Source organism: Mesorhizobium sp. P2_E10, assembly GCF_056404235.1.
This window is the reverse complement of record NZ_JBFUEK010000001.1, coordinates 537,261-560,022: the sequence shown is the minus strand read 5'-3', so window position 1 is coordinate 560,022 and position 22,762 is coordinate 537,261. Positions and strand designations below refer to the sequence as shown.

Here is a 22,762-nt window from a genome sequence, read left to right as displayed (position 1 = left end):
CGAATGCGGCTCGCCTGTGTCAACCTGTCCGCCATCATCCTGTTTGCTGTCATCAATGAGATGAATACAATATGCGAAAAGTGATCCGCGTGTGCTGCCGGCTGGAGGGAACGGATGGATAAACCTCGAATCTTCCTGGGCTCGTCGGGAAAGCAGCAGAAGCTGCTGCAGGCGCTGACACGCGGGCTCGACGACGTCGCGCAGGTGGAACCCTGGACGACGTCCTTCAATCCCGGGACCTCCACCCTGGAGCGCCTCCTCGAGCTCACGCGTGAGGTCGACTTTGCCGCTTTCCTGTTTGCCCAGGACGACTGGACGAGCGCAAGCGTGCCGGCATCGGCGGCGCCGGTCTCCGCTCAGGCGTCCCCACGCGACAATGTGGTCTTCGAAGCCGGTCTCTTCGGCGGAGTCCTCGGAATGCGCCGAACGTTTATCCTGCATGCGAACGGCTCCAAGCTGCCAAGCGATCTCCTCGGCCTGACCTCGGTCCGGTATGGCGACGCGACGACTGCCGCGGAGATGAGGGTGGTCAACCAGAAGCTGCGCAAAGCAATCGAGAACGAGAGCCGCGTCGCTCGTATCGAGGGCCTTTGGTGGCAGTTTTCCCTGTCGGAGCGCACTGCCAAGGAGCCATCCGCCGTGAGCCTTTTGCGGATCTCGCGAGACCGTGACGGTGCGCTGGAGCTCACCGGTCGCTCATGGCAGGAGAACGGCAGTCTATCAGCCAGATACTGGAGCGAAGCGACGAAAGAGAGAAAGCAGACTCCCGGCATCTTCTACTACTGGAACGGAGAGCGGCCGATGGACGCGAATGCGCCGCAGCTGCACGGAACCGGGGAGATCCTGCTTGAGTCCGCCGAGCGCGCATCAGGCTACTTCACGACGCGAGCCGAAACAAACCCGGAGCTGAATGCGCGCACCTCCGGTGTCTATCTGCGCGCCGATCCCGAAGACCTGGCTATTCTGGACGGGCGCGACAATCAGCGGCGAGTGGAGCTGATCGCCGAGCGGCTGAGCGATTGGAAATCGATCGCCTGAGAATTCCGTGCGTTTGGGGACCCTGGCGCTTCGCCTGAGCCATAGACCCAGCGCCGTATGGAGAGATGTCGCCAAGAGCGCCTCTCGATCGCTGGCCCACCAGTATCCCGTTTGGCGGCTCCAATCCCGCCTTGAACTTGTCCGCACGTGACTTCACAGTCGCCGCCGATCGGGAGGATGATAGCATGCGTTTTGCAGGACGGTTTGCCGGACGCTCGGCCGTGATCACTGGCGGCGCCTCCGGAATCGGCCTGGCCGTGGCTCAGAGACTTGTCGAAGAGGGCGGACGTGTTTGTGTCTGGGATCGCGACCCCGCCCAGATCGAACATGCCAAGGCTGTTGTCGCGGATTTGCAGGGCGTGACCATCGACGTTTCCGATCCAGTCGCGGTTGAAGACGCCGCGAAACGCGCGATCCAGGGGCTTGGCGCGGTCGATATCCTCGTCACCAGTGCCGCCATCACCGGACCGAACATGACCACCTGGGAGTATTCCATCGACGACTGGCGCCGGGTCATCGACATCAACATCAATGGCGTCTTCTTTTGCAACAAGGCACTGGTGCCGCATATGCTCGAACGCAATTACGGCCGGATCGTCAACATCGCGTCGATTGCCGGCAAGGAGGGCAACCCCAACGCCTCGGCCTACAGCACGTCGAAGGCGGCGGTGATCGGCATGACCAAGTCGCTGGGCAAGGAGCTGGCCAGGACCAAGGTGACGGTGAACTGCGTCACGCCGGCGGCGGTGCGCACGGCGATCTTCAACCAGATGAGCCAGCAGCACATCGATTTCATGCTGTCGAAAATACCGATGGCGCGGTTTGGCGAGGTCGAGGAGGTGGCAGCACTGATCGCATGGATCGCTTCCGAGGAATGTTCCTTCACCACCGCAGCGGTGTTTGACGTTTCCGGCGGCCGGGCTACCTATTGAAGCAAGTGAGGCGCGATTTGCCACCGAGAGCTGTGGCCGTCCGCCCGGAGTTTGCTTTGCTTGCCTGGCGTTGACCCTCCTTTGTCCGACGAAGAACTGCTCGACCGCTTCCAGCACGCGGCCTTCGGCTATTTCCTGGAAACCGTGAACCCGGAGAACGGGTTGGTCGCCGACACCTCGCGGCCGAATTGGCCGGCAAGCATCGCGGTCGTCGGCTTTGCGCTGTCCTGCTATCCGGTCGGGGTCGAGCGCGGTTGGATGACGCGCGAAGCTGCGATCAAGCTGACGCTTGCCACACTGCGTTTCTTCCACAACAGCCGGCAAGGCAATGGCGATGACGTCACCGGCCACAAGGGTTTCTACTACCATTTCCTCGACATGCAGACCGGCCTGCGCACCTGGCGCTGCGAATTGTCGATGGTCGACACGGCGCTGCTGATGGCCGGCGTGCTGGTGGCCGGCGCCTACTTCCGAGGCGACAGCGAAGACGAGGTCGAGATCCGCGACTTGGCGGACGTGCTCTACCGCGGCGTCGACTGGCGCTGGGCGCAAGGCCGCCGCCCAACCGTGCGGCAGGGCTGGAAGCCGAAGAGCGGCTTTCTGTATTCCGACTGGGAAGGCTACAACGAAGCGACGATCCTCTACGTGCTGGCGATGGCTTCGCCGGACAAACCGGCCTCGGACGACAGCTATGCCGCGTGGACGTCGACCTATCAGTGGGAAACCATCTACGGCTACGACGTGCTCTATGGCGGACCGCTGTTCATGCATCAATTCTCGCATGCCTGGATCGACTTCGCCGGCATCCGGGATGCGTTCATGCGCGAGAAGAACTCCGACTATTTCGAGAATAGCCGTCGTTCGACCTACATCCATCGCGACTATGCCCGGCAAAACCCGCTTGGCTATGACGGTTACGGTGAAGGATTGTGGGGCCTTTCAGCCGGCGACGGACCCGGCAATTTCCGCGCCCAGATCGCGCGGCAGCCGCGCAAGTTTTTCAGCTATGCGGCGCGCGGCGCCCCCTTCGGCCCGGATGACGGGACGATCGCGCCGTGGTCCTGTCTGGCATCGCTGCCCTTCGCCCCCGAGATCTGCCTGCCGGCATTGCGGCAGCTGCAAGAGCGCTACCCCCAAATGATCGACAATTTCAGGGTGCCGAGCGGCTTCAACCCGACGCTGGCGAACCGGCGAAATTTTGGGCCGAGCGGCTGGATATCGGAAGGGCACTACGGCCTGGACCAGGGCATCGTCGTGCTGATGATCGAAAACCACCGCTCGCGCCTGATCTGGGAGCTGATGCGGTCAAGTCCGCCCATTCGTCTTGGCCTCAGCAGGGCGGGCTTCACAGGCGGCTGGCTGTCGCAGCCGGCGCGCGCTCCTCAGTCATGAAGATCCCTGGGGATTGCCGGGCCGACCGAAAAATCCGTGAAAGTGACCTCGAAGCCCTCGCGTTGCGGCGAACAGCACATCATGCCGACATCGGCCGACTTCGAGGGCGGGAAATATGCAAGCCGCACCGGCTTCCAATGGCCGTCGGCCGCATCCAGATACTGGACACGGATGGTTTCGGCATGGCGGGTCAGACGGATCCTGACGCCGTTCGGATCGGCCGCAATGCTGACCAGCGACCAGTCGGAGGTATCGTTGGTGACGACGACAGAGAAATACGCCTGCCCGTCGGTGTATTCGATGCCGGCCTTGATCCAGTGCGTTTCGCTCAGCCGGACCATCAGCCCGGCCTGGTCGTAGAGCACCTCATAGCGCCCCTTAACCGTGACTTCGGCGCTGAAATCGCCCTCGACCGACTGATAGAGGAAGTGGCCATTGTCGCGCCAGAAGCCGTAGAAGGTTTCGCGCCAGAAGTCGGTTTCCTTGCCGGTGCGCACATGGACCGCGTTGTCGCCGAAAGCGTGATGCGGCGGCGGGTTGAGCCAGGTCAGGTTCGCATGGTGAGATGATGTCATCCGTTGCTTGCCTGCCTGGTCCGTCCTGCCGCCGGATTGATCAGCCGGCAAATGTGTAAGCGGTCTTCACCGTGGTGTAGAATTCCACCGCGTAGCGACCCTGTTCGCGCGGACCGTAGCTCGACCCCTTGCGGCCGCCGAAGGGAACATGGAAATCGACGCCTGCCGTCGGCAGATTGACCATCACCATGCCGGCTTCCGAATTCCGCTTGAAATGCGTGGCGTGCTTGAGGCTCGAGGTGCAGATTCCGGACGTCAGGCCGAACGGCGTGTCGTTGGCCACCGCCAGCGCTTCGTCATAGTCCTTGACGCGGATGACGTTGGCGACCGGCCCGAAAATCTCTTCGCGCGAAATGCGCATGGCGTTGGTGGTTTCGGTGAAGAGCGTCGGCTGGAGATAGAAACCGGGCGTTTCGCGGTCGAGCCGCTCGCCGCCGAAGGCGAGGTTGCCGCCCTCCTTGCTGCCGATGGCGATGTAATCCTCGTCCTGCTTCAGCTGGCTGCCGTCGACGACCGGGCCGATATGGGTTTTCGCATCGAGCGCATCGCCGACGACCAGCTTGCTCATGCGATCCTTCAGAGCCACGACGAAGCGGTCGTGGATTCCGTCCGTTACGACCAGGCGGGACGACGCGGTGCAACGCTGGCCGGTCGAGAAATAGGCGCCGTTGACGGCGCAGTCGACGGCGACGGCCAAGTCGGCGTCATCGAGAACGACGAGCGGGTTCTTGCCGCCCATTTCGAGCTGGAACTTGCGCATATGCTCGACGCTTGCCGCTGCGACGCGTTTTCCCGTGCCGACCGAGCCGGTGAAGGTGATGGCGTTGAGGTCGGGGCTGTCGAGCATGGCCTGGCCGACCACCGAACCCTTGCCCATGACAAGGTTGAGAACGCCCTTGGGCAGGCCGGCGCGATGCAGGATGTCGACGATGGTCCAGGCGCTTTCCGGAACCAGTTCGGCCGGCTTGAAGACGATGGTGTTGCCGTAAGCGAGCGCCGGCGCAATCTTCCACGCCGGAATGGCGATCGGGAAATTCCACGGCGTGATGATGCCAACCACGCCGACGGCTTCGCGGGTGATCTCGACCCCGACGCCCGGCCGCACGCTGGGGACCAGTTCGCCCGCCAGGCGCAACGTCTCGCCGGCGAAGAAATCGAAGAGCTGGGCGGCGCGAATGGTCTCACCGATGCCCTCGACCAGCGTCTTGCCTTCCTCGCGCGCCAAAGACCGGCCGATTTCATCCTTGCGCGCCATGATCTCGTCCGACGCCTTCTTCAGCACCGCATGGCGCACCAGGGGCGCCGAGCGCGACCAGGCCGGAAAGGCGGCTTTCGCCGCGGCAATGGCTTGCAGGGCCTGTTCGACGCCGGCCGAGGCATATTCGCCAACCACGTCGCCTGTGTCCGAAGGGTTGATGTTGCGGGAGCCGGCCTCGCCCACCCACTCGCCGTCGATCAGATTTTTACGAAACAGGGTCATCGTCTTTCCTTGTAGGTTCGCTGGTGGCGCCGTCTGCCGGGGTCATCTATCACCGAGCCATCTGTCGCCCAAGTCATTTATCAGACAAATAGCGATAGTGTGATGACGTTTCAAATCGAATAGCCGATGCCGCGCGCCGGCGAAAGCCTGCGTGTCACCCTGGCAAGATGGCCGGAACGAGATCGGTTCCCGTCAGCCCGCAAAGGACCAGAACAGGCAGGCCAGCGTCGCGACGGCAAAGACAACAAGGAACAGGCTTCTGAGCAGGATATTGCGCCGCAGCTCATTCATGATGAAATGGCACCCGACGATGGCGGCGACGAACAGGAACCGCCAGTTCAGCAGTGCCCACAGGGCGCCGCTCTGACCGAAAGCCCATCTGGTGACAAGGCAGCCGACAATGGTGGCGAACAGGGCGATCGTCGCCCAGAAGATCACGTCCGCGGCATTGGTCAGGACGACACCGGCGGCTCGAATGGGCAGGATCATCATCAGCATGGCGCTGAAAAAGTAGACGGCGGCGAGCGGGATGAACGACCCGGCATCGGCGATGCCATCCAGGCGTTTCACGCCGGTCACGCCATAGGGATAGCCATGCCTGGCGACAGCCAGGCTCAGCGCCATGAGCAAAGCCGTCAGCACGGCAACCAATGCGAATGAAGTGAGGGCCTTGCTCATGCCGTTCCCTGAAGAGACGAATCAAACAAGGACGTTTTTAGCCCACGACAGCTTCGCCCGCTCTGGAAAAGAGCGACCCCGGTTACCTCTCGACAAGTTCAAAGGCGCCATGCATGGGCGATGAGGTTGGGGCGCCATGACCAATGAAACGATCGCGGCGGAATTGAAGACCACGACCCACCATTTGCCGCCGGTCAGGAAACCGTAGCCGTCGGCAACGGCCAGCCTCACCAGAAGCCGACGAGCGACCTCAGCATCGCCTTGGCGCCAATCGCCTGCCTGCAGGTTTTGCGAAACCCGGCCCGTCCCGTTGCGTCAAGGACATCATCGTCGATGTCGCGCAGAATGGTACGCGCATTGTGCCATCCGATCCGGGCAAGGGCCGATGCCAGTTCGGCACGCGCGGGATCGAACGGGGCTTGATCTTCCGTTGGGCTTGCAGCCTGGTCGATATCATTGCTGGCGCCGAGCGTATGCCGAGGAATTTCCACGATGCTGCGGACGTCGAACGGCACAGGCCGGCCCAGAAAATGAGAGATCATATGCAGGGACAAGGCCGGCGATGAAACCAGTTGCTCGTAGGATACGAAATGCACGGGAACGCCGGTACGGCCAAGCGCGTCCATGGCAAAATAAAACTGGTTCCAGTAATCCGCCGGATTGCGAAATCTGTATTGCATCTGCTTCGGCTCGGTAAAATCCTGCCTGATTTCAAACGAACTGTTCAAGAACGATCCGAGGCTTCTGCTCTGCCTGAAAATGGTGTTGTTCCTGGCGAGGCGGTACCACGACAGAAGCTGGGTCACCGGGTCCTTGCTGACAACGACAATGGGCAATTCTCCATAGTGCATGTCGCGCCCATTCATCAGGGCCGGAAAGATCCCGTGCTTCCAGAACCCCTGGTCGAAAACGACCGGTATCTTGAGATGGCGTTCGAGCAGGTGTTTCGCGAGGTTGGTGCCGGATCTCGGCGTGCCCATGACACGGACCCGGACGGCATCATCGCCAAGCCGCTTCCATGAGTTACTGCGCGCTGAAATGTTCATAGTGGGTTTCCGTTGCATTCTCGAAAGGCAGACTGTTCAGCCGCCAATTCGCTCCGGCTGCTGCCTTGCCTCTGTCGCCATGAAATCGGACCCATGGACCCGGTGGGCGGGATCACCGGAACCGAGCGCGGCGACATGGTCGATTATGGTTGCGAAAAACTCGCGCTCGCGGATCGGACGGTATTGCGAGGCGATCGTTGCACGCAGTTCGCCAAGCCAGACCGGGTCAGTGCAGGCTTTGGCAACCGCGGCGCACCATGCTTCAACGTTGCGCGCCGGGATCGTCGGCATCAATCCTTGCGTTGCCTCGGCCAGGGATGGCGCGTCCGAGATGAGAACCGGCAGCCCGAAATCGAGGCATTCGGCCGCGCCCAGGCCCCAGCCTTCCACAGCGGAAGGGTAGACGCTGAATTCAGCGCCTCGATAGAGCTCCGCCAGCTGCTGGTCGGTGACACTGGAGCGGAACTGAACACGCTCGGCAAGCTCCGGATGCTGCGCCATGAAGGCAACCAGCTCTTCATACATCCACCCCCAGCGGCCGCAAAGGACGAGCATCGGCAGTCGGTCGCCCAAGACAGGAAGCAGTCGGTGCCACACTTTGAGCAGCAGGATATGGTTCTTTCTGATCTCGATCGTCGAGCAATACAAAACGAACTTTCGGTCTTCGATTTGCCGTTCGGGCGGCATCCGTCGGTCTGCGACGCTTTCCCTTAGAAAGGCGCCCGGCGATGCAACCGCGACTTCCGGGAGCCGCTCAAGATTGGATGCCGTTGCGTGGCAGCTCACCCTGTCGGCGGTGTATTTGGACACGCAGACGAGCAGGTGCGAATTCTCCATCTGCCATGCGTTGTCGCGGACGAAATTGCGCGCGTGATGAGGACCGACAAATTGCGGGAAGTCGATCGGGATGATGTCGTGCATCAAAGTGAAAATGCCGGACTTGATGTTCCCGCTGAGCTTCTTCGAGGCAATCTCGTGGATGCTCGCACTGGAGAGAAAGCAGATGGCGTTTTCATCTTTCAGCGGGTCTTTTGTGTCGGCTCGCCTTTGGCGCAGGGACAATTTCATGCCTTTGAAAAGGCGAATGGCCGCCTTGGACAGCTGAAACTTGACCCCGTTTCTCTTCTCGCAACCCGAGACGAAGATCGCCGCCACACGATCGAATTCGCGCCCAAAGACGAACGGCGCGGCTCGCATGATCGACAGCACTTTCCAGAGGCGCGCCAGATACGCGCTCGCCTCCCCTTCAACCGGTTGTGGCAGCTCACCTCCAACCAGTTGCCTTAGATAGCGAAGCTCGGCTGCGCCCAAAGTTTGACCCCGCCCCTGGGAGTCGACGATGAAGAAACCAACCGGCGCGGTCTTCCATCGAAGGGCCTGGCGAATGAGTGCCGTTTCGACGCGAGGGATGCCAACAGGCGGATGCGGCCCCCAGCGGAACGGCAAGGTGGCATCGATATACAGTGTCTTCAATGATTTACCCTTGGTAAAGCTTCCGCACTATCAGGGCAACACAGTTGCCAAGATAGAACTCACGCCTCTTCCGGTCGCATTACTGCGGCCGCTCTTGTTTAGCCTCGATCTGGGTATCGGCTTTGTTAAGCCGCTCTCCCAGGAGCCGAGTCCGTACTACGTGGGAAAATTGCCCACGTCAAGTGTGTCCAACAGCAAATGGCGCGAAGGGGCTCGTCCGCCACCATTCGCGTGAACCCTCATCAGAAAATGAAGCGCGGGGAATTGACTTGTGGGCAAATTTCCCACAGTCTGATTTGGTCAGTCATGCAGATGCAGAAGAGGAGCAAGGGGACTGCGACCGGAACCTCAGCGTACCGGAACCCCCAAGTCTCGGCGGATCCCTGTCCTTCGTATGGTCCGCCGAAAGCAGCCGCACAAAAAGAGCTCGAGCGAGCTCCCCCCGCTTGAACGAGCCCGTCGAACGGCTGCCCCGGCCGGCCTGTCTTTGCTACCCCGAAGACAGGCCGGCCGGATCAACGCTTCCTTTGAACTGACCTTCGCCAGTAGCAATTTTGAAGGGCTTTGGGTGCCCCCTCGGCGCGGCGGCTCGTCTCCCGACTGCTAGGGCGCGCCGGAGCCGCCGCCGGGTTCGCCGCCTGGGCCGCCAGGGCCATCTGGTCCGCCGGGCGCGCCGGGGCCACCCGGCCCGCTTGGGCCGGGGGGATGCTGACCGGGCATGTTGGGTTGGTTCGGCGATTGCTTGCCGGCATTCCCTTGGCGTGACGCCGAGACAATATTCCCGTCCCGGTCAAACCTGATATCGAGAAACGCCCGGACATTGTCAGTCGAATTCGAATCGCCATTTTGGTCATCGATGGCGACGCCCAGGCCTGACTTGAGCCAGCGTCCCTGGCGCTGCAGGAACGTCTCGTACAGGACGCTTGCGACGTAGCTCTGCGGAACCGGGGGCTCCGCCTCCAGATGCACCACTTTGTATCCGCCCGCGACCTTGGCCAGGGTCAGCTGAACCCGGCGATTTGCCAGCCCTGATGATTTCGGTCCGATCTTGAGCCGTCCGACCAGCAACGCACCTGACTTCACGATTGCCAGGCCGCGAAGCGAATACTGCGCTTCATCAGGTCTGGCCTCGATCAAACTCGCAACAATTTTCCCATCGGGCTGGCGAACACCGTAGACGGCTACGATATCGCCCGTGCTGATCTGCAATCCCTCAGCAATGTGACTGGTGTCGATCTGCTGCCCCAGGACCCGCATCGAGCCGGGCGCCGCGCTTTCAACAGGCCCGACCACCTCGCTGGTGACATAGATGGCGCGGGTGATGACGCGACCCGCCTGCTGCACCACCGCGATGCGGACGACATGCCCGACCTTCAGGCTGCTCGAGGTGACGCGGACCCCGTCGATCCACACCGGTACATCCGGCTGATAGCCAACGCGCACGCCGTTGACGAAAATACTGCCGAAGCGCTGGATGGTTCCGACGATGCCGGTGCCGCCGATGCCCTGATCGCTGTCCGTACCCGCCGTCCAACCGGTGCCGCCAATACCCTGGTCTTTCGGCTGTTCTGACGCTCTTGCAAGCAGACTGACAAGCATCGTCGGCACGACCGCCCCGAGCGTCAGAAGATCCCGCCTCGTCGGCCGCCAACTCATGAAGCCTCTCCGCCAGCAGGCTTGGGCTGGGGCAATTCTTCGGCAACAGGCGAAGTCCCGTCCGACGTCAGGATATAGACACCGCAGTTCCATCGGCTGGTCCCACCGGGATCATTTTGAACAGCCTGGTTTGCATACTTGTTTAGCCGGAGCAGCGTTTCGACGGCGACTTCGCGGCTATAGGTCTCCAGCGACTTGGCAAGCTCGGCAGACAGCCCGTCATAGTGGACGGCACGCTCGAGAAACGGCGGGGCGTCGGCCAGGACGTTTTCTGCGGCGGCTGCCGCATGATCTCCGAGATTTCGGGCAAAGTAGTAAAGCCGAACCTCGCCGTCTCCTCGCGGCACCATTGCGCTTTCCAACAGGACAATACGATCTTCGTCGTCGATCTCGACTAGCTTTCGATCGAGCCAGTCGTCCAGGACGGCCCTCGGCCGCAGATCGCGCGTTACCGACTCCACGAGACTGGCAAAGGACGCCTCTCCGGCCTCGCCCATGCGCAGCAACGGCAACGGGATACCTTTGGCATCGACAAACAACGGATCGGCAAGCCAACGCGCGACAATGGCACTCGTCCTCGAAACAGAGTCGGGCACGACCCGCACCGGAGCGCCAGCGCCCCTTAGCCGACTGACCTCCTTTCTGTGAACGCCGGTCAGCAAGCTGACCCGGCTGTCCGTCTGCTGCTTGTCAGGCAGCGCAAATTCATGTTCCGCCACATTGACATAAAGCTGGCGCAACAGATCGACGAAGGTCGGAAACGTCACGCCGCACTTGATCGCCAACCGCACCAACGGGCGCAGAACCCGGTTCAATGCGCCCTGCACCCCGGCGGCATCCAGATGTTGCCCACCCGATTTGGTCATCGCCGTCCTTCACCTAAGTCGACCATCCATCCCTCGAAAATTCGCACCGAAACTAGCCTGTGGGAAATGTTTCCACAAGATGTCAAGGAAATGCCGATAGCGGATGCGCGCTGAGTTTCGGAATTTGCACGCCAACCATGACTGAAAGCCAGAGCCCCAGTCGCCGATCCGGCAGCGAAAGGCAATGAAGGGGAAACTCCGCTTTTGGAAAGAGGAGTTTATCCCGATTGACATGTGTGAAATTTTCCCACACTTTGCGCCATCCGACAATGAAATCTTGAGTGGCAGCAACCGCCGAGCTGCGATCTTGCCAAAGGAGCGGCGTTTTTGAAGAAACCTTACACAAAGCCGACCATAAGCAGGATTGAAGGCAGGCTTAAAGAGACACCGACCAAAGTTGGTGCGCCTCCTGCCGCAGATTCTGCCATCGAGAAATCCCCGGATACAAAACTGCATGCCTTCGGAGAGACGTCCCTATGACTTACCAAAATGGTCTTGATCCACTTGTCTCGATAGCGGCCGATGTTGTTTCGGCTTACATTTCAAATAACTCCCTGCCCGCCGCTGATCTCCCCAGCTTTATCGGCCAGGTCTACACTTCGCTCAAGGTCATTTCCGTTGGCGCTCCGGCTCCCCGGCCCGATGAACTCAAAGCCGCCGTTCCAGTCAGAAAATCCATCATGCCCGACTTCATCATCTGCCTCGAAGACGGCAAGCACTTCAAATCGATGAAGCGGCATATTGCCGTTGAATATGGCCTTACGCCGGATCAATATCGAACAAAGTGGAGCCTGCCTTCCGACTACCCGATGGTGGCACCAAACTATTCTGCAGCCCGCTCGAAACTGGCCAAATCCACGGGGCTCGGCCGACGGCCGAGATAGATTCATGATGTGGACAAAAGAGCCTTTCTTCGGGGCTTGGTCACGCCTGCCAATTCGCTACTGAGAACACGGCCCAGCTTGCATAGACGCCGTTCGTTCTTCAGACGGGTGTTCAACGCGGTTGCACCTGCGCGAGCAGCGCCTCAACCATAGGGAGCATGTTTCCAACGATGATCGCATCACCCGCTGCATTTGGGTGGTCGTTATCCGCTTGCAGCAACTCTGGATGCCCAGTCACGCCCTCCTTGAAGTCGGCGTAGAGCAAGTCTCCATGCTTGGTCGCTAGCTCGGAGAACATCTTTGAAAATGGCTCGGCATAGTCGGCCCCGTGCCCAGCAGAGAGGATAGACGAGCAATAGCTATAAGCCGCGGTTCCAACCACAAGCACTGGAACGCGCTTCTGGGCAAGGATACTCAGAATCTGGTCGAGGTTCGCTCGCGTGTGATCCAGGTCGATACGAGCGCAATCGTTCTGACCCAATTCAACGATGACAACGTGGTTTGCAGGGTTGGCCTGCAGGTCAAGGCCGTCCTTGGATTCCGTCAGCCAGGCGAGACCCCGCTTGCTGGTCGCCATGTAGCCCACCTCGACAATTGTCACTGGGTACCCGGCGGCGTTCAGCCCAGACTTTAACCTGGTCGCAAAGGTCTCAGGGGCTGCTACTCCATAGCTGTTGATGTAGCTGTCGCCGAGGGTGACGATTGTCGGAGGTGCATCCTCGGCATCCAAATTGCCGGCTAACCCCAACATTGCGGAAAGTGCGGCAAGGGCCACAAACGAAACGTCACGCCCTTTTGTCATGGTCTACCTCCCAGCGGGGCTAGCCTGGCCTAAGCCTCAGAGCCCGCGATGGATCGTAACAGCACATTCTCACGGCCGCATCGGCGACGGAAGGCGGCCGCGCGGTGTTGAGGGTGGGGCCGCCGGCCAGGCTGGCCGGCGACAGCGCCAGAGCGAGCTTTGGGCGCAAATGCCGGGCGGCGTTGCCGCGGCGTGATCCCTGCATCGCTTGTGCGGAGGCCGGAGATTCAAATCAGGTGAGTAGCGACTTCCTGTGACAGGTTCTCGTTTTGAAGGCGGCTACTTAGGCTCGTCCTGGTCGTCGTCCATCAGGATACGCGCCGCGGCCCCGTCCAAATCCTCGTACTGCTCATTTCGCAATGTCCACATGAATGCCGCCAGGCCCAGCAGGCCGAGCAGGATTGCGACAGGCACAAGGAAAGCCAGATAGCTCATGTCGCCGCATTCAATGTCTGGGCGGAAAGCCGGCCAGGCGCCCTGCGTCTGAAACGCATGCGGGAACCCAGACGCATGGCATTGGCCACCACCAAAACCGACGAGAGCGACATCGCGACCGCCGCCACGAGCGGCGTGACATAGCCGCAGACGGCGAAAGGCACCGCAATGGCATTGTAGCCGACTGCCAAAGCGAAGTTCTGCCGGATCAGTTTTCCGGCATTGCGCGAAATCTCGTAGGCGTCGGCGACACTCGCGAGGCTTTCCTTCAGAAACACGAAGTCGGCTGCATTGCGGCCGACATCGGCGGCCGTCGCGGGAGCCATGGAGACGTGCGCGGCCGCGAGAGCCGGCGCGTCGTTCAGCCCGTCTCCTACCATCAACACTCTGGAGTGGGTGGTGGTGAGAGCCGCGATCCGCTCAACCTTGTCGGATGGAAGCATTTCCGCTGCGAAATCATCGATGCCGAGCTTGGAAGCCAGATCGGCCACGGCAGATCTGCGGTCACCGGACAGGATGCCGACACTGAGGCCTTGCTGGCGCAATCGATCGATCGTCGACCGCGCCCCGCTTCGCACAGTGTCTTCAAACACCAGCCGCGCCAGCTGCCGCCCGTTCCGGACCAGTAGCGACACCGAAAACCAGCCGTCCGCGCCTTCCAGCATTTTGCGGCCGAGCGCCCAGTCCGGTCGCCCCAAGCGGTAGATTGTGGTTCCCATCCTGGCTTCGAGGCCTCGGCCGGGGTGTTCGGCGAGGTTGTTCATCGAGGTCGTCCCAACCGAGCCGCGAGACGCGGCAGCCAGAATTGCGACGGACATCGGATGCCTCGAGCCCGACGCCATTCTGGCCGCAAGCGCCAGCGCAGCGGGATCAACATCGGCCTTGTTGACGAGATGAGGCCGGCCGAACGTCAGCGTGCCGGTCTTGTCGAACAGCACAGTGTCGACTTCGGCAAGGCGCTCGAGAGCAGAGCCACCCCGGACCATCACGCCTTTTTCGAAAAGCCGGCGGGCGGCGACGACCTGCACGATCGGAACGGCAAGGCCGAGCGCGCAGGGGCAGGTTATGATCAGAACCGCGATGGCGATCGAAACCGATGCGTGCCAATCCCTGGTGAAGGACAGCCAGCCCAAAAACGACAGCAGCGCGATGGCATGCACGACCGGCGAATAGAGCGCCGAGGCACGATCCGCCAGTCTTCGATAGTGCGCCCTGCCGCCCTCGGCGGCTTCCATCATTCTGATCATTTCCGCCAGAAATGAATCCTTTGCCTCGGCTGCGGCTGTTATCGTCAGCGGCCCCGTCAGATTGAGCAGCCCGGCCTGGACCAGGGTTCCCGCAATGGCGGGCCTGGGCGCCGTTTCTCCGGTGACGACCGAACAATCGAGCTCCGAAGCGCCCGCCATGACGATCCCGTCGACAGGGACCCTGTCGCCGGCGGCAATGAGGATGGAGGTTCCCGGCCTGATCTCGGCAATCGGGACATAGCGCCGGCCGTCGGCATCCACCACGATCGCTCCCCTGGGCGCGAGGCTCGCAAGCCCTGCTACGGCGGACCGCGCCTTTTCCCGCATCACATGGTCGAGCGTGCGGCCGATGAGCAGAAAGAACAAAAGCGATGTCGCGGCGTCGAAATAGGCATGCGGCCCGCCATGAAACGTATCGTAAAGGCTGAGCCCGAACGCCATCAACACGCCGATGGAAATCGGCACATCCATGTTTGTCCGGCCGTTTCGCAAGGCAGCCCATGCCGAGAAAAAGAATATCCGTCCCGAATAGACGATTGCCGGCAAGGCGAGCCCAGCGGAAATCCAGTGGAATGCCTGACGGGTTCCGCCTTCGGCCCCGGACCAGACCGAAACCGACAACAGCATGATGTTCATGGCGCAGAAGCCGGCGACCGCGAGCGCCTTGATGAGCCGGGAATATTCCGAGCTGTGCTGGTCGGTTTCCGCAGTGAAGACATGTGACGCGTACCCCGCAGCCCCTAGTGCGCCAATGAGATCAGGGGCAGCGTCGGCAACCGGGCGCCATTTCACGATGGTCCGTTTCATCGAAAGATTGGCCCGGGCATATTCGACGCCGGGCAAGGCAGACAGAGTGCGTTCGACGGTGGCCATGCAGGAAGCACAATGAATTTCGGGCACCGACAGATCGGCCTGGTAAAGGCCATCACCGAGGTCGCGGCTAACCAGGACAAGCTCTTCGCGCGGACTGGAAACCCGGCTCGCCTGACCGATCTCCAGGGCGGCCTCGGCCCCGGGTGCGCAGCAGCTCATGCCCGCTACTCCTTCGCCCCCGGCTCAAGTGAAATCGTCCTGTAGGCGTGCCAGGTGGCATGGCCGAGCAGGGGAAAGGTGATGATCAATCCCACCAGCCCGGTGCCAAGCCCAAGAAGGGTCAGCAGCAGCACGATCGCACCCCAGGTGATCATCACCGGCCGATTGTTCCAGACCAGCGAAATGCTGGTGCCCATCGCGGTAAACGCATCCGTTCGCCGGTCAAGCAGCATGGGAACCGAAAAGGCGCTGATGGCGAAGGAGAATGCGGCGAACACCCCGCCAACCACCGTACCGACAGCCAACATTGCCCAGCCGATGGTGGTGGTAAAAAGCATCGGAGCAAGATGGTCGAGACCAGGAAACGGCCGCCAGCCGAAGAACAGGGCATAGATGATGACCGCGGCACGCATCCACAGCAGCGCCAGGCCGAGCATGATGAAGCCGACGAAGAGAATCTGGGCGCCGGATGCCGGTCGCACGAAGATCATCCTGGCAAGCGAGATGGTTCTGCCCTGTTCCAACGACCGGCTTTTTTCATAGAGGCCGACCGCTATCAGCGGGCCGACCACCATGAAGGCCGCGGTGGCGGGAAACAGGATGTAGTCGAGGCGAAACAGGAAAAGTCCGCCGACAATCAGCGCGGACACGGCAAATACCGCCAGCCCATAGGCGAGACTGGGCGCAGGCGTCGCCATCAGGTCGCGCCAGCCGGCGCGCAGCCAGCCGAAAGCGGAGCTGGCCGGGAGACCGCGGTTGCGCGATGCGATGCGGGCGAATACTTCGTCGGTGGCCAGATGGAGATCACTCATTCCCATGATCCTTCCTGTCGTTTCGCCGGGTCGCGCAGCTTGAGCGTCAGCACGACGAACTGGCCGCAGCGTAGCTGTTCTTCGCGGGGTCGCCGGGTTCCTTCAGATGCGGCACGCAGTCGGCTTGCGACGCGAAGGACACGTAGACCAGATGGACATTGGCGGCGGCGACCAGCACCAGACCCACCGTCACCAGGACGAGCGCGACCGTTCGCGAACGCGATCGCGACCTCGGCGGCAAGGCAGGATCCAGGGTCACTGAGGCACCTTCCGGAGCGAAAGCACATAGAGGGCAAGTATCTTGCGCTGGGTCGCGGAGAGGCGCTGTTCCCAATGAGGCATATAACCTTGCCGACCGCCATAGACTGTCGCGGTGACGGACTGGAGGTCGCCGCCATAGATCCAGTTGCTGTCGGTCAGGTCAGGCGCACCGACGTCGCGCTTGCCCTTGGCATCGTCGCCATGACAAGCGATGCAGTTCTGTTTGAACACGTCCTGTCCGGCGGCAATGCTTTGCGGGTCGGCGTCGCGGCCATCGGTGGTGCCGCCGAGAGACCGCACGTAGGCGACAACGTCAGCCAGTTGCTTGCTCTCGATCACCCCATCGCGGCCAAAGGCCAACATCTGCGAGGTCCGCGTGTCGGGATGGGTCGAGTTGATGCCCACCCGCAGCGTTTCAAAGATTGTCTTGGGATCGCCGCCCCAGAGCCAGATGCCGGCGGTGAGGTTGGGGAAACCCGGACCGCCCGTGGCTTTGGTGCCATGGCAGGCCGCACAATTGTCGCCAAACAGCGTGTGGCCGGTTTCTTCGACGATCGTCATCATCGACGGATCGGCCTGAATGGCCGCAAAATCCATTTGATCGATCTTTTGGGTCCAGGCGGAACGCTCCAGCGTCGCATCCTTTACCAGGCGTTCGACGCTGGTCTTCTGGTCAATTCCAAGCAGGCCCTTGGTGTAGGTCTTGCCCAATGGCCAGGCCGGCATGAGAACCCAGTAGCACACGGCAAAAAGGATGGTGGTGGCCAGGAAGAAGAACACGATGCGCGGAATCGGCGTGTAGAGTTCCTTGATGCCATTCCACTCATGGCCGGTCGTGACCTGTCCCGTGACGGGATCGCGCTCGCCTATTTCCATGGCTTGTCATCTCCGTCGAGAATGCTGTCCTTCGCCCTTTCGAACCGCTTCTTGTTCGACGGCCAGAACGTGTAGACGAGGACGCCTACGGCCATCGCGATCAGATAGAAAAGACCCCAGCTTTTGGAGAAGGCGACGACAGCTTCGTGTTCCCAGCTCATTCGCTGTCCTCCGGCTGGACGACAGTTTCCGCCTGGGCGGCGCCGGTCAGGTGGCCAAGGATCTGCAGATAGGCGACCAGCGCATCCATTTCGGTAACGGTCGCCGGATTGCCGTCAAAGGCCCTGACCTGCGTTGCTTCTCCATAGCGCTTGGTAACGCCGGCGGCGAAATCCCCGTCCGGCGCAGTCTGGCCGAGCGCATCCTGGGTCGCGTTGGCGATCATGTCGTCGGTGTAGGGAACGCCGACGTCCCTGAGCGCGGCAAGATGCTCGCCGAGGTCGTCGATGCGCAGCGGGTTGTCGCGCAGCCAGCCAAATTTGGGCATGATCGATTCCGGAACCACGGTTCGCGGGTTGATCAAATGGGCGACCTGCCAGGTGTCGGAATATTTGCCGCCGATGCGGGCCAGATCCGGGCCTGTGCGCTTTGATCCCCACAACATCGGATGATCGTATTTCGATTCGACGGCGAGCGAATAAGGGCCGTAGCGTTCGACTTCGTCGCGCAATGTCCGGATCATTTGCGAATGGCAGGCGTAGCAGCCTTCGCGCATGTAGATGTTGCGCCCGGCCTGCTCCAGCGGGGTGTAGACCCGCATGTCCGGTGCGTTCTCGACCGTGTTGTCGATGGTGAACAGCGGGGCGATCTCCACGAAGCCGCCGATGCTGGAGACCACGACGATGGCAAGGACGAAGCCGATGGCGCTGCGTTCGATTTTGCGGTGAAATTCGCGCATGATCCTCTTACTCCGCCGGCTGGGCGACAGGCGCCAGATGGCGCTGCGGCGTGTCATCGCCCGGTTGCAGCGCGGCTTGCGAATGGCCGCGGATCGTCATCCAGATGTTGTAGGAGCCGGTGATGGCGCCGAGCAGGAACAGCAGCCCGCCAAAGGCGCGCGCGATGTAATAGGGATGCATCGCCACCATGGATTCAATGAAGGAATAGGTGAGCGTTCCGTTCTCGTTGTAGGTCCGCCACATCAAGCCTTGCAGGATGCCGGAATTCCACATCGCGAAGACGTAGATGACCGTTCCCGAGATCGCCAACCAGAAGTGCGCCTCGACCAGCCTGGCCGAATACATCCGCTCGCGCTTCCACAATGCCGGCACCAGACAGTAGATCGAGCCGAAGGTGATCAGCGCCACCCAGCCGAGGGCACCGGCATGGACGTGGCCAACGGTCCAGTCGGTGTAGTGGGAAAGCGCGTTGACCGGACGGATCGCCATGAACGATCCTTCAAAGGTGGTCAGGCCGTAGAACACCGCCGCCGCCATCATGAAACGCAGCGTGGCGTCGTCGCGCACCTTGTGCCAGGCGCCGTTCAGCGTCGCGAGCGCGTTTCCTGCAGAAGCCCATGACGGCACCAGCAGCACCAGCGAAAACGTCATGCCCAGCGTTTGCACCCATTCGGGCAGGGCGGTGTAATGCAGGTGGTGTGACCCGGCCCACATATACATGAAGGTGATGCCCCAGAAGCTGATGATCGACAGCCGGTAGGAATAGATCGGCCGACCGGCCCGCTTGGGCAGGTAGTAGTACATCATCCCGAGGAAGCCGGAGGTGAGGAAGAACGCGACGGCGTTGTGGCCGTACCACCACTGGGTCATCGCGTCCTGGACGCCGGAAAAGGCCGAATAGCTTTTGGCATGGCCGAACGACACCGGGACGGCCAGATTGTTGACGATATGGAGGATCGCCACGACCAGGATGAAGGCCATGTAGTACCAGTTGGCGACATAGATGTGCGGCTCCTTGCGGCGAGCCAGCGTGCGAATGTAGATCGCGAAATATACCACCCAGACGATGACCAGCCAGATATCGGCGTACCATTCCGGTTCCGCATATTCCTTCGACTGCGTGACGCCCATGAAATAGCCGGTCGCGGCCAGGATACAGAACAAATTGTAGCCGAGCAGGACGAACCAGGGGCTGAACTGGTCGGGCAGCCGGGCGCGCGAGGTCCGCTGCAGCACATGGAAAGATGTGGCGATCAGCGCATTGCCGCCGAAGCCGAAGATTACGCCGCTGGTATGAACCGGCCGCAAGCGGCCAAAACTTGCCCAGGCCGCATCGAAGGTCAGATCGGGCCAGGCCAGCAGGCTCGCCACCCAGACGCCGAAGAACATGCCGACCATGGCCCAGATCATGGTGAGGATAACGCCGACCTTGCTCGGGTCGTCATAATAGTGATCCAGGCGTTCGGCGGAGGGTTCGGGGGCGTAGAGCGCCGAAAGCATGACAAAGAGCATCGCAAGGCATGCCACAACGACGATGAAGCCATGCACGCCGATCGGATCGCCGCGACCGGCCGCCGCCATGGCAAGCCCGACCATGGTCATCAGGATCAGCACCACGATGGAAAGTTGGCGTTCGCCGGATGTCAGTTGAGCGAGCATATGCGGCCACCTCAGATGCCCGTCAGGGCGAAATCGTCCATCGGGTGTCGCATGGCTGCGCGGCAGGTAATTTGATCTGGCGCAAAAACGAAGCTGATTGCACCTGGAAAGGAGAGAGCCGCTTTCGGGCGGCCGGCCCGACGGGAGCGCTCCGGCTCAGCCGCCCTTGGCTGCTGCGTCGTTGCCCACCGGTGAACCGGCAAGCGGAAGGCGAAAGAACATCGCCAGCTTCAGGCTTTTCGCTATGCGTTCGGCGCGGTCGACAAATACCGCAGCCGTTTGCGGGCCGAAGTGCGCCGCCGCGGTTTCGCCGAACAGGTCCAGCCAGATGTCGAAATCGGCCTCGGTCACATCCCTAAGTTTCAGATGCGCAGGCACCGGGCGTCCGTGATAGTCGCCGGTCTTGAGAATGACGGAACACCAGAAGTCGGTCATTTTCTCAAGATGCGGTTCCCAGTCGCCGGTGATCTCGCGCGCAAAAATTGGCCCGAGCCGTTGGTTTTGCCGCAGCCTGGAATAGAACGCGCGGACCAGCGCGCCAATGCTCGCCCTGTCAACGCCCGGATCGGCCAGAGGCTGCTCGGCAGCCGGTCGCGGCTGTTCGATGGCCGATGAGCTCATGTCGATCCTTTCGGGTCAGGAAAATCCCAGTCGCCGCATGGCAGCCCTTAGGACGTTGAGACGTTCGCGGACAAGGCGAAAACCCAGATTGTCGGGCGGCGTGCCGACAGCGCAGCCGCCACTTTTCCCGTCGCGGATGAAGTTCGACATGTAGGTGCGGTGAAAACCTTCCACGACGTGCACCCCGCAATTGTCGACTGAACTCACAATGCTGGTGCCGTCGGCGGCTATCGTCGCATGGACGTAGCAGGTCGATGTCCATTCCCAGACATTGCCCGCAACGTCCGCCAACCCTTTTGAGTTGGTGCCAAAGGCCCCTTGAAACCTTGGCTCGGGATCGGATTTCCGTCCGAGCGAAGCCTCGGTGCGATACTGGGCGAGCCAGCGCAGCGCCGGGTTGTTGGGGTCGTCGGCGCCGCCCTCGATGTCACCGCGGAACCGTTCGCCGGCGGCATAGGCCCATTCGGTGTCGGTCGGCAGCCGCCATGTCGCGCCCGTCTGGGCCGACAGCCAGGTCGCATAGGCTTCGGCGTCGATATGGCTCACGCCGGTGACCGGAAAATTGCCACTGCCCGGAGTATCCGATGCCTTGCAGCTGCCTGATGTCACGCACCGTCCGTATTCCGCGGCAGTCACCTGGTATTTCATGATTTTCAGCGGTGAACCGACCGTCGCCAGGATGCGCGGCGCGGCGACAGGGTGGCCCTTCCCAAGGAATTCACCCGGCTGAGCATGGTCGAACGATCCGGGCGCGAGGGTCACGAGTTCGGGGCTCGCAACGAGCCGGCCGGCCGCGGAGAATCGGTCTACGGCACTGGTCGCGCCCGTGACGATCAGCGCGGCAGCCGCGATACTTCCGAGAGCTACGAGAGGGTTGAAGGACATGGCATTTCGTCCGGGAGCGCACGCGACCTTGCGCAGAGGGCGCAAGGTCGCGTCGATGTTCAGGATCAGACCCTCGTCACTGCGTCGCTATGGCCCTTGGGGCTTCGACCTGTGTCATCAGGTCGTCATTCCAGGTTCCATCGACCGTAAAATGTGCAGTCGCGCCGAGTTCCACGGCCTCGATCAGATTGTGGTTCACATAGGCGTAGACGCCCGGCTGCAGGAACGTATAGAGGGCCGAGCCGGCCGAGCCGCCGCGGATGAACCAGGTTTCCAGGTCCTTTGCCGGAGGGTTGGCGAACTTGCCCTGTTCCCAGACATAGTCGCCATGACCACCGATCAGATGCGGCCGCGTATCGCGATTGGCCTGCGAATGGACGATCAGGACAGTCTCGCCGACCTTCGCCTTCATCGCATTCTCGCCGGTCAGCGATCCGGCCTTGCCATTGAACACGACGTGAGTCGGGATCAATCCGCGCATGACCTTGACGGTATCGTCATAGTTGTCGCCGGCCGTCTCGTATTTCTTGAATTTTCCCTGCTCGTCGCGCGGGATGTAAAAGTCGTTTTCGCCGATATAGTAGATGTGGTCGTAACGGATGGGTTTGCCCTTGTCGTCGCGCAGGCCGTCACGCGGCAGCACCATCACCGCACCGCTCATGCCAGACACGACGTGCCACGGGATCATCGGTCCGCCGGGCGCGCAGTGGTAGACGAACGTCCCGGTGCGCGTTGCCTTGAAGCGCAGCGTTGCCTGCTCGCCAGGGTTGACCAGTGTCAGTGCTCCGCCGCCGAGGGCGCCTGTGGCAGCGTGGAAGTCGATGTTGTGCGCAAGCGTATTGGTGTCGGGATTGATGAGGGTGAGCTCGAGATAGTCGCCTTCATGGACAACCATCAAGGGACCGGGGATCGAGCCATTGTAGGTCATCGCGTTGAGCTGCGTTCCATCGGCGTCGATGACGACGGGCTTTTCCTCAATCGTCATCGTGAACTCGACGACTTTCGGGCCGTCCTTGGCCACCTGGTCGTGCGCGTGGACGAAGGGTGGCGCGACGAGGGTGACCTTTTCGCGCGGCAGTCCGGCCACGTCCTTGGCGCTGGCCACAGCCGGCATTGCGCCGATCGTCGCCACCGCGGCGGCGGTAAGGACAGATCCCAACAGAGCTTCACGTCGCGTAAGCATTTCAATCTCCTTGTGCGTCGACCATTTGAT

General features: G+C 61.5%; 23 protein-coding genes. 4 read left to right on the top strand and 19 right to left on the bottom strand.

Features of this window, described 5'->3' with window-relative positions:
• Positions 1–114 precede the first annotated feature (114 nt).
• The 3 genes from AC1D0N_RS02795 to AC1D0N_RS02785 all read left to right on the top strand — a co-directional run bounded on the left by AC1D0N_RS02795 (position 115) and on the right by AC1D0N_RS02785 (position 3,362).
• On the top strand, positions 115–1,038 hold the full coding sequence (locus AC1D0N_RS02795) for a TIR domain-containing protein (protein WP_477241154.1): 924 nt from the start codon (positions 115–117) through the stop codon (positions 1,036–1,038).
• A 185-nt stretch (positions 1,039–1,223) separates the two neighbouring features.
• The gene (locus AC1D0N_RS02790) at positions 1,224–1,970 is read left to right on the top strand and encodes an SDR family NAD(P)-dependent oxidoreductase (protein ID WP_477241152.1); all 747 of its coding nucleotides are present in this window, start codon (positions 1,224–1,226) and stop codon (positions 1,968–1,970) included.
• An 81-nt stretch (positions 1,971–2,051) separates the two neighbouring features.
• On the top strand, positions 2,052–3,362 hold the full coding sequence (locus AC1D0N_RS02785) for a glucoamylase family protein (protein ID WP_477241150.1): 1,311 nt from the start codon (positions 2,052–2,054) through the stop codon (positions 3,360–3,362).
• On the opposite strand, the gene AC1D0N_RS02780 is transcribed toward AC1D0N_RS02785, so the two are convergent.
• From AC1D0N_RS02780 to AC1D0N_RS02750, 7 genes are all read right to left on the bottom strand, one after another.
• A complete protein-coding gene (locus AC1D0N_RS02780) occupies positions 3,353–3,937 on the bottom strand; it encodes a DUF1349 domain-containing protein (RefSeq protein ID WP_477241148.1) in 585 nt (194 codons plus the stop codon). The two genes, AC1D0N_RS02785 and AC1D0N_RS02780, sit on opposite strands and share 10 nt — an antisense overlap.
• Positions 3,938–3,977: 40 nt before the next feature.
• The gene (locus AC1D0N_RS02775) at positions 3,978–5,417 is read right to left on the bottom strand and encodes an aldehyde dehydrogenase family protein (protein ID WP_477241146.1); all 1,440 of its coding nucleotides are present in this window, start codon (positions 5,415–5,417) and stop codon (positions 3,978–3,980) included.
• A gap of 192 nt (positions 5,418–5,609) precedes the next feature.
• The gene (locus AC1D0N_RS02770; protein ID WP_477241144.1) at positions 5,610–6,095 is read right to left on the bottom strand and encodes a hypothetical protein; all 486 of its coding nucleotides are present in this window, start codon (positions 6,093–6,095) and stop codon (positions 5,610–5,612) included.
• 227 nt (positions 6,096–6,322) lie between these two features.
• The gene (locus AC1D0N_RS02765; RefSeq protein WP_477241142.1) at positions 6,323–7,141 is read right to left on the bottom strand and encodes a sulfotransferase domain-containing protein; all 819 of its coding nucleotides are present in this window, start codon (positions 7,139–7,141) and stop codon (positions 6,323–6,325) included.
• Positions 7,142–7,177: 36 nt separating this feature from the next.
• Positions 7,178–8,614: a glycosyltransferase gene (locus AC1D0N_RS02760; protein WP_477241140.1), complete on the bottom strand. Its 1,437-nt coding sequence runs from the start codon at positions 8,612–8,614 to the stop codon at positions 7,178–7,180.
• A gap of 603 nt (positions 8,615–9,217) precedes the next feature.
• Positions 9,218–10,270, bottom strand: coding sequence for a DUF5666 domain-containing protein (locus tag AC1D0N_RS02755; RefSeq protein ID WP_477241138.1), 1,053 nt, complete (start codon positions 10,268–10,270; stop codon positions 9,218–9,220).
• Positions 10,267–11,136 carry a DUF6502 family protein gene (locus AC1D0N_RS02750; RefSeq protein WP_477241136.1) on the bottom strand — a complete coding sequence of 290 codons (870 nt, stop codon included), beginning with the start codon at positions 11,134–11,136 and terminating at the stop codon, positions 10,267–10,269. The genes AC1D0N_RS02755 and AC1D0N_RS02750 overlap by 4 nt, the downstream gene beginning before the upstream one ends.
• 476 nt (positions 11,137–11,612) lie before the next feature.
• Here AC1D0N_RS02750 and AC1D0N_RS02745 point away from each other — a divergent pair, with 476 nt between their 5' ends.
• Positions 11,613–12,020: a Ros/MucR family transcriptional regulator gene (locus AC1D0N_RS02745; protein WP_477241134.1), complete on the top strand. Its 408-nt coding sequence runs from the start codon at positions 11,613–11,615 to the stop codon at positions 12,018–12,020.
• Positions 12,021–12,132: 112 nt separating this feature from the next.
• Here the strand turns inward: AC1D0N_RS02745 and AC1D0N_RS02740 are convergent, their stop codons facing one another.
• The 12 genes from AC1D0N_RS02740 to nirK form a co-directional block, all read right to left on the bottom strand.
• Complete coding sequence (locus AC1D0N_RS02740) at positions 12,133–12,822, bottom strand: GDSL-type esterase/lipase family protein (protein ID WP_477241132.1); 690 nt, start codon at positions 12,820–12,822, stop codon at positions 12,133–12,135.
• A 279-nt stretch (positions 12,823–13,101) separates the two neighbouring features.
• Entirely contained in the window at positions 13,102–13,257 is a 156-nt protein-coding gene (ccoS, locus tag AC1D0N_RS02735) for a cbb3-type cytochrome oxidase assembly protein CcoS (RefSeq protein ID WP_184874502.1), read from the bottom strand.
• Positions 13,254–15,536 (bottom strand): cation-translocating P-type ATPase, encoded by a 2,283-nt coding sequence (locus AC1D0N_RS02730; RefSeq protein WP_477241129.1) that lies wholly within the window; start codon positions 15,534–15,536, stop codon positions 13,254–13,256. The genes ccoS and AC1D0N_RS02730 overlap by 4 nt, the downstream gene beginning before the upstream one ends.
• Before the next feature lie 5 nt (positions 15,537–15,541).
• The gene (locus AC1D0N_RS02725) at positions 15,542–16,348 is read right to left on the bottom strand and encodes a DUF2189 domain-containing protein (RefSeq protein WP_477241127.1); all 807 of its coding nucleotides are present in this window, start codon (positions 16,346–16,348) and stop codon (positions 15,542–15,544) included.
• 46 nt (positions 16,349–16,394) lie between these two features.
• Complete coding sequence (locus tag AC1D0N_RS02720; RefSeq protein WP_477241125.1) at positions 16,395–16,607, bottom strand: hypothetical protein; 213 nt, start codon at positions 16,605–16,607, stop codon at positions 16,395–16,397.
• Positions 16,604–17,485: a cytochrome-c oxidase, cbb3-type subunit III gene (gene ccoP / locus AC1D0N_RS02715; protein WP_477241122.1), complete on the bottom strand. Its 882-nt coding sequence runs from the start codon at positions 17,483–17,485 to the stop codon at positions 16,604–16,606. The genes AC1D0N_RS02720 and ccoP overlap by 4 nt, the downstream gene beginning before the upstream one ends.
• Positions 17,476–17,646 carry a cbb3-type cytochrome c oxidase subunit 3 gene (locus AC1D0N_RS02710; protein WP_379092680.1) on the bottom strand — a complete coding sequence of 57 codons (171 nt, stop codon included), beginning with the start codon at positions 17,644–17,646 and terminating at the stop codon, positions 17,476–17,478. Before AC1D0N_RS02710 ends, ccoP begins: the two co-directional genes overlap by 10 nt.
• Positions 17,643–18,383: a cytochrome-c oxidase, cbb3-type subunit II gene (ccoO, locus tag AC1D0N_RS02705; protein ID WP_477241120.1), complete on the bottom strand. Its 741-nt coding sequence runs from the start codon at positions 18,381–18,383 to the stop codon at positions 17,643–17,645. Before ccoO ends, AC1D0N_RS02710 begins: the two co-directional genes overlap by 4 nt.
• A 7-nt stretch (positions 18,384–18,390) precedes the next feature.
• Positions 18,391–20,043 carry a cytochrome-c oxidase, cbb3-type subunit I gene (gene ccoN, locus AC1D0N_RS02700; protein WP_477241118.1) on the bottom strand — a complete coding sequence of 551 codons (1,653 nt, stop codon included), beginning with the start codon at positions 20,041–20,043 and terminating at the stop codon, positions 18,391–18,393.
• 156 nt (positions 20,044–20,199) lie between these two features.
• On the bottom strand, positions 20,200–20,664 hold the full coding sequence (locus tag AC1D0N_RS02695) for a group III truncated hemoglobin (RefSeq protein WP_477241116.1): 465 nt from the start codon (positions 20,662–20,664) through the stop codon (positions 20,200–20,202).
• A gap of 15 nt (positions 20,665–20,679) precedes the next feature.
• Positions 20,680–21,549, bottom strand: a complete 870-nt coding sequence (locus tag AC1D0N_RS02690; RefSeq protein ID WP_477241114.1) for a formylglycine-generating enzyme family protein — start codon at positions 21,547–21,549, stop codon at positions 20,680–20,682.
• A gap of 76 nt (positions 21,550–21,625) precedes the next feature.
• Entirely contained in the window at positions 21,626–22,732 is a 1,107-nt protein-coding gene (gene nirK / locus AC1D0N_RS02685; protein ID WP_477241112.1) for a copper-containing nitrite reductase, read from the bottom strand.
• Positions 22,733–22,762: the final 30 nt, after the last annotated feature.